3 protein-coding genes are annotated in these 4,593 nt (G+C 39.6%); all 3 read right to left on the bottom strand.

What is annotated here, in order from left to right; genetic code table 11:
• Positions 1-295: 295 nt before the first annotated feature.
• The 3 genes from H1P_RS31160 to H1P_RS31150 all read right to left on the bottom strand — a co-directional run bounded on the left by H1P_RS31160 (position 296) and on the right by H1P_RS31150 (position 3,787).
• The gene (locus H1P_RS31160) at positions 296-784 is read right to left on the bottom strand and encodes an FHA domain-containing protein (RefSeq protein ID WP_186376250.1); all 489 of its coding nucleotides are present in this window, start codon (positions 782-784) and stop codon (positions 296-298) included.
• Positions 785-921: 137 nt separating this feature from the next.
• Entirely contained in the window at positions 922-3,051 is a 2,130-nt protein-coding gene (locus H1P_RS31155; RefSeq protein WP_144875050.1) for a substrate-binding domain-containing protein, read from the bottom strand.
• A 46-nt stretch (positions 3,052-3,097) separates the two neighbouring features.
• Positions 3,098-3,787, bottom strand: coding sequence for a LuxR C-terminal-related transcriptional regulator (locus H1P_RS31150; protein ID WP_144875048.1), 690 nt, complete (start codon positions 3,785-3,787; stop codon positions 3,098-3,100).
• Positions 3,788-4,593 lie beyond the last annotated feature (806 nt).

The following is a 4,593-nucleotide window of genomic DNA, read 5'->3' as shown; positions in this document are numbered from 1 at the left end:
CCTTAAAGAGCAGTTTAATAGATGTGTCTTTTGATGGGGAACAAGAAGATATTTAAAAACGGTCATTATTCGCGAGCAATACTCGCGAATTTATACCCCTATTTTTGCCAAAATGGGATGTTCCCCATGGGTAAAGTTCGAGGAATTAGTAAAAATGACGTTATTGCTAAAAGAAATTTAACAATTTTCTTTTTAATATCAATTTAGTTTTTAGTTAGGATGGAGAGCGAAACTATTGTAAAGCCAGACGCAGTTGCTAATAATTGCTGCGGGAATTTAATTTGACAAAGCCTATTTATGCAGGAACTCTAATGGTGTTCCAGTCCCTTACATCGAAAAACTTGTTCCTGTTTAGTGATTGCTTCATTATTAAATCATAAATTAATTCAATTTGTAAACAAATTAACCCATCCTGACCTAGCTGCAATTTATCACCATGACTCAATGAATGAGGCGTTCCGCGAGGTAATAAATTATTATTAAGGTGGCTACCATTTCGGCTATTATCAACAATCATGTAAGCTTTTTGAGCAATATCCCAGTAGAGATAAGCATGAGTGCGAGAGATGATACCGGCATGGGGCAGTCCCGTTAAATCGATGTCAGGACGCATATCACCAGCTTGACTTTTACGACCGATTACGCCAGACTCCCTAGGCAATACAAAACTTTGTTTGCTTTGATGAAGCAATTTAAGCTGAGGACGTTCCTGGTTATTAATTGTTGATGAGTGCTGGGGCGAAGGAGTCGAGGTTTGAACATGGTGAGCTGTCGAGGCTACCATAGCAGGGGGTTGTACTGCCTGTGTTAAGGAAGTACCGCACATTGGGCAGATCTTAGCGTTGTGCGGTAATACTTGATTAAAGAAAGAGCAGCTTGGTTCTGAACAACGATGAGTTTTGATCATGGTAATTGCATTTTTTAACGATTCCAAATAGATGAAGATAATGTGTGGTTTTTAGGTACAGCTTGCAGCGGTACAAGACCTGTTTGCTGAAGAAAATATTGCCCATCTTGAGTTTTGAGAAAGTTAGCGAAGAGTGGCCCTGACACATTTCCAGGCAAGTTATTATCTCTAGGATACGCAACAATCAACGGCGTACTGAGTGGATAAGTTTCTGTATGAAAAGCCGATATATTAAGTAAAAGATTCTTTTTCTCTCGACAGAGATTGTCTGACGGCGAAATGGGTCGCATTGTGCCGTTGGTAGTTTCTTTAAGCAGTGGCTGTACTGGTTTTAAATTTTTTTTGGCAATAGCTAGGGGATAGATCTTGCATTGATCCCAGGTTTGAGTTAATAATCCGAAACTAATCGAGCCAGCTTCAGTTCTTTGTGCCTGCTTTTCTCCAACTGCGATAGAGCGTAAGGTGTCAAAGCTTGAACGTTGCTCGATCTTATTAAATTGAGCAATCAGACTCGGATCGTTGCCTAAAACTTTTTGCTGGAACAGGCGTAATGCTTCGGTTTCCATCGGTCGATAAGGTTTGATTGGCAGATCGGGAAAATTTTCACCTAGCTGTTTCCAGTTGGTAAGTTGTCCTGTAAAGATTTGCTGCAATTGGGTAAGAGCGATCTTGCCTTGCAATGTACTTGGTAGATTTTGACTTTTATAAGCAGGTACATAGACTAAAAGACCATCGTAGGCAATCGTTTCCTTAATTAACCCTTCGGGTAGCTGGGTTGATAAACTGGCGATCGCAAAATTTGCCTTGGCGTTTGCTTTGAGCACTTCGTTAAAGGAAGATTGTTGAGGGGCATAAGTTCGGTAGTTAAAAATAGCTGCTGTATCCAACTTAGGCTGGGTCAAAAACTCTCTAATTTTGCGATCGCTTACGGGCTTCTTGTCCAAGATTATTGTCCAAGTTCCAAGTGCTTCTCCCGTATAGGGGTACTGTCCTGGCTGAATTCCATTGATGTCTGCAAACGATGGTAAAAGCTGCTTAAAGCCAGTCACCTCTGTATCAAAATTTGACTCAAATCGGGGTAATAGCAACAACCACAATAGCCCTCCTATTAGAGGCAAAGTGAGTAAACACAAAAGCCAATATCGAAATTTCTTTTTCGCTGGAGGCTTTGGACTGAGATTTCCCTGAAAACTAGCAACCGTTTTAGGCTGAGGCAGTTCGCTCAAAGCTTGACGCGCCTCTGCCGCAGAATTGAACGGGGTTTCTAATCCTAATAAATGAAGCAAAAAATCTTTTAGGGGCGGATCGTCTTGGGGCCAATGTTGAACCTCACGCGGATTTAATGATACCTCAGAACCAGAGTGAATCCCTCGACTCGTCCAGAGAGCAAACGCGACTGCTCCAAGATCGATTAAGTCTTGTTGCTGTGATAGCATTTGGGGCGGAGCAGGAACAAAAAGTTGTTCCCAAAATGCCAAATCGCAAACATAGACGTAGCCGTTATCACTTATAACCAAGCTGTCAAGCCCTATATTACCGTGAGCAGTTACTGTTGCTTCAGAGGTAAAACTTGATGGCTGAGTGTGAAGGAAATGTAGCGATTGTAATATTCGATTTAAGACTTGTCGCACTTGAGGTGCACAAAAAGATCTCTCTGTTAAAACCTGCTTCAAGGTAGGAAGTGCAGCAATTTCGCCGGAAAAAATTAAATATAAGCGATCGCTAGACTGCTCTGCAATGGTATCAAATGGAGTGACCAACCGAAACTCTCGACCCTTTTGAATGGTCAAATTACCCTTGACAACTTGACTCAAGGCTGTTCTGCGCTGTTGTGCTTCCACAGCATTAAAATATTGTTTAGGCAGTAAATACTCTTTTACTACAACAGATTGACCATTACCGATCTGAGTTCCTCTATAAAGCCGTCCTATTCCCCGAAATCCAAGTAGTTCAGAAATGCGATATGCACCCAAGCTGCTTCGGAGTTCAGTCAGAACTGGCAATGTTGTGGGAAATCCGCATTCTAGACAAAACCTAGCACCTGGTATTTTCTCAGTAGTTTCTATAGGTTTTCGACAATCTAGAGGCGCATTTTCGCTACATTGATAGAATTTAGCTAATGTAGTAGAATCAACAATAGACATAAAGTTTTCTCGGTAGTTAGAACCAAACTAAAATGATTGAATGCAACTAACACTGAATCAAATTCATTTTGATGGCTGCCACGATGGCTTGTGTTCGACTTGTTACCTGTAGTTTCAAAAAAATATTGGTGAGATGAACCTTGACAGTAGCCACTGAAATATAGAGTTGCTTTGCAATCTCATTGTTTGAGGCTCCTTGAACGAGCCAATATAAAACATCGTTTTCTCTATTAGATAGGTTGCAGGGCTGACCGAGCTGTGAAGGTAATGAAGCTTGTGTTTTCTGAAATTTTCTAAAAAAGCCAGTAGCAACTTCAGGCGGTAGATAGATTTGGTTTTGCATAACAGTGGCGATCGCATCTAGTAACTGCTGTGAACCTTGACTTTTAAATACATAGCCATTTGCCCCCAACTGCATAGCATAATAAATCCAGTAGTCTTCTTGACAATCTGATAGAACAAGAATTCTACTAGATACATTACTGTCTCGGAGTTGCTCTAAGAAGGGCAAACCATCTTCCTCAGTTAATTTTATGTCAACAAGAATTAGGTCGGGACTATCTTGCTTGATAAGAGACAAAGCTAGAGCTGGATAATGTGCTTCCCCAATCACTTTAACGGTTCGATCCCGAATTTGAGAAAAGTTTAGAAAATTTCGGATTCCAGCTCGAAATTGGCGATCGTTATCGACTAAAAGCATCGATAGAGATTTGGCTGGTGCTACTGTGGTTAACATGTGATATTATTCCCTAATAAATTAATGAATGGAATTAATGTTGTGTTCTTCAATTGATAATGTTTTTTCTTTTAAACTTTTTAGTATTATGTCTCTGGCTGATCTAGATACCAAGGGGATTTATTCGGGTATATATTCAGGTGCATCTCGTTATAGTCATTCTTAATAATGGACGTATGATTTAACGATGTGGTTGTATCGCAAAAAGCTTTAAAAGACAGAATAAACCTGTGGGTTACTGTCATACCCCCTTCAGCTCAAGCCCTCTAGTTGCTAATTACAACTGTAGAGCGCATTTTTTGCAACAGAACCGTTTAGATATTATTTCAGGTCTAAAATTCTGCTTCATTTTTGTAATACCTGAACTTTTACCTGAATTTATCCCCTGTCTTATTATTTAAATTGAAACTTAAATAATATTAAGTTCATAGAAGACAGTGAGAATAAAGATTTTGAAAAATTTGTTAATTATGAAAATCAATCAAGAAGATAGTTTAATTTGGTTTAATAGAGCTAAATTAACCTGAGTTCGGGATAAGCTGAAACTCTCATTGCACCGTTGCTTGATTCTGGGCTCTGTCAACATGATTGTGTTGTTTCAGCCAGTCAACGTTCAATAAATCTCCTTAACCCGAACTGACTTTACTTACAATTAATCGCTGCTAGTCAGACGGGCTTCGCCTATCCTATAAACTTAGCTAAAAGTGAAAGATGCATCTTGCAAAGCGCGGGAAATAGTTTGTAGCTTGAGAGTTTGTGCTGTTTGTTCAGTCATGATGAAAGTCCTTTTGTTTGTAATTTGTGAT

Source organism: Hyella patelloides LEGE 07179 (assembly GCF_900659865.1).
In the GTDB taxonomy this organism is placed as follows: Bacteria; Cyanobacteriota; Cyanobacteriia; order Cyanobacteriales; family Xenococcaceae; genus Hyella; species Hyella patelloides.
Note: the sequence above shows the minus strand (reverse complement) of the source record. Positions and strands in the feature narration are given on the sequence as shown.